This window comes from Methanospirillum sp., assembly GCF_035560735.1.
Classification (GTDB): domain Archaea; phylum Halobacteriota; class Methanomicrobia; order Methanomicrobiales; family Methanospirillaceae; genus Methanospirillum.
This window is the reverse complement of sequence record NZ_DATMYY010000235.1, coordinates 1-2,514: the sequence shown is the minus strand read 5'-3', so window position 1 is coordinate 2,514 and position 2,514 is coordinate 1. Positions and strand designations below refer to the sequence as shown.

3 protein-coding genes are annotated in these 2,514 nt (G+C 42.5%); all 3 read left to right on the top strand.

Annotation, left to right across the window (positions count from 1 at the left end; translation table 11 throughout):
* On the top strand, positions 1 to 823 hold an 823-nt coding region (locus VN429_RS06715), incomplete at its 5' end, for an ABC transporter permease (RefSeq protein WP_325631247.1).
* Positions 820 to 1,749, top strand: a complete 930-nt coding sequence (locus VN429_RS06710; RefSeq protein ID WP_325631245.1) for an ABC transporter ATP-binding protein — start codon at positions 820 to 822, stop codon at positions 1,747 to 1,749. The genes VN429_RS06715 and VN429_RS06710, both read left to right, overlap by 4 nt.
* Positions 1,734 to 2,447, top strand: a complete 714-nt coding sequence (locus VN429_RS06705) for an ABC transporter ATP-binding protein (protein WP_325631242.1) — start codon at positions 1,734 to 1,736, stop codon at positions 2,445 to 2,447. Before VN429_RS06710 ends, VN429_RS06705 begins: the two co-directional genes overlap by 16 nt.
* Positions 2,448 to 2,514 lie beyond the last annotated feature (67 nt).

The window sequence follows — 2,514 nt, the reverse complement described above, 5'->3', positions numbered from 1 at the left end:
TCCGGGATATGAAAAATATCTGCAGCCCGGTGTTATATGTGCTGTAATTATCCTCGGATTATTCCTGTTGTGTGCGATTTTTCCCGCTGCTATTTCAGGAAATGAAAATTCCAAACGCTATAAACCATATCTTAACCCATCATCAGATCATATTCTTGGAACTGATGATGTCGGACACGATATCTTCTCGGTTGTTGTGTATTCAGCCAGAGTCTCTCTCATAATCGCATTTTCAGCCGGATTTATTTCAGTGATGATAGGACTTGTCATCGGACTTGCTGCAGGTTATTTTTCAGGAATTATTGATGACCTGCTTATGGGCCTGACAGATCTCGTACTCATTGTTCCAAAAATTCCGGTAATTATTCTCATCGCCGCAATGACAAGGCCAAGCATTTTGCTTCTCATTATGGTTCTGGGTTTTTTATCCTGGGAAACCACAGCAAGAATGGTTAGATCCCGGGTCATGCAGGTGACAAGTTCAGGATTTATTCTTTCATCAAAAACGTTTGGATTTTCTCCCGGATGGATCATGACACGGGATATTATTCCTGTACTCTACCCGGTGATTCTCCCAAAATTAATGATTGTTGTTGCCGGGGCGATGATCTCTGAAGCATCTCTTTCCTTTCTAGGTTTATCTGATCCAACCATGAACAGTTGGGGAAAAATGATTGCTGATGCATTCTCTCATGGAGGTTTTATAAGAAATATGTGGTGGTGGTATGGACCTCCGGCGATTTGCATCGTACTGATGATACTTGCATGTGTCAGGATCGGATCGATATGGGAGACAAAACAGACTGAGAGGGCATTTGATTGAATAAAAAAAATATCCTGCAAGTTGACAGATTATCAGTCTGGTTCAGGTCAGGGGAACGTGAAGTCTGTACAGTATCTGACTTTTCCTTAACTCTTGCAGAAGGAGAGACCGTTGCAATAATCGGTGAATCAGGATGTGGAAAGTCTGTTGCAGCACATGCAATCGTAAGAATTCTTCCAGGTTCAGCCAGGATTCAAGGACGAATCATTATCGACGGTCTTTGTATTTCAGAAATCCCTGATGAAGATATGGATAAGGTTCGTGGGGATCGTATTGCCATTCTGTTCCAAAGTCCCGACCGCTCCCTTAATCCTTTATACCGGATAAAAAGACAGATTATTGAGCCGTTAAAAGTTCACCATAAATCTGCAGACCAGCAGACGATTGAGACAATCCTCTGTCAGGCAGGGTGTAATCCTTCTGATATTATGAGCAAGTATCCATGTCAATGTTCTGGAGGAATGAATCAACGGGCACTTCTGGCTATCGTGTCAGGTCTGAATTCCAAAGTTGTCATCATGGATGAGCCCACCAAAGGGCTCGATTATGACAGGGTAAAAGATGTTCAGCTGTCTCTTGAAAAGATTCAATCAAACATGAGAGGAATTATTCTCATTTCTCATGATATTTCCTTTGTCAGGAATCTGTCTACCAGAATAATGGTGATGTATGCCGGAGAGGTGATTGAAGCCGGGTTGACATCAGGCGTTCTGACTTTTCCCAGGCACCCGTATACCAAATCACTCCTCAAGAGTCTTCCGGAGAATGGTTTTATTCCTATTCCAGGTATGGCCCCGGCTCTTTCAGAAATCCCAAACGGATGCAGATTTTCCCCACGATGTACCATGAGTGATGAACACTGTAATCATTTCCATCCTGACCTTGTCAGATACGAAGAGAGGGAGGTCAGATGCCATCGGTGCTGATTGAGACAAATCAGATATCTAAAACATACCGTCAGAGCCTGCTGGGAAAGTCGCATGTAATCCTGTCAGATTGTTCTATTCAGATTGATGAAGGAGAATCTGTAGGACTGATGGGACCATCAGGTTCTGGAAAAACAACACTCGGCAAAATTCTAGCAGGAATAGAGCGGTCCGATAAAGGGGGCGTGTGTTTTCAGGGAGTAGATATTCACTCAGGAAACCAGAAACTGTGGTGTAAATACCGGAGGTCAGTTCAAATGCTCTTTCAGGATCCACAAGGAACATTTCACCCGTTCAGAACGATAGGTCAATCAATCAAAGTTGTAGCAGATTTACTTGGATACCTTTCTTCTGATTACGAAAACTGTATCACTTCGCTTTGTGATAAAGTTGGAATTCACCCGGAAGTTCTCTCCCGGTACCCTGATCAGATATCTGGAGGGCAGGCACAACGGCTGGCTCTTGCCAGAATTCTTCTTTCAAGGCCCAAAGTGATAATTCTTGATGAACCAACTTCAGGTCTCGATATTTCGGTACAAGCCCAGATTCTTCACCTTCTCAGAGAGTTTCAGAAACGTGATAAGATTGCTTATCTCCTGATATCTCATGATCCAACTGTTGTCGGGTTTTTATCTCACCGTCAGTATGTGATCAAAAATGGGGTTGTAACCGAAATCACCCTGAATATCCACAGATAAATGATTTAGGGCATTTATAAATCCCATTTTTAAAAATATATCATTTTTTGACCCGAATAAAATATCT

What these genes read in the sequence shown, in the direction of transcription:
- VN429_RS06705 (WP_325631242.1), top strand. Translation starts at nt 1,734, where the DNA reads ATGCCATCGGTGCTGATTGAGACAAATCAGATATCTAAAACATACCGT.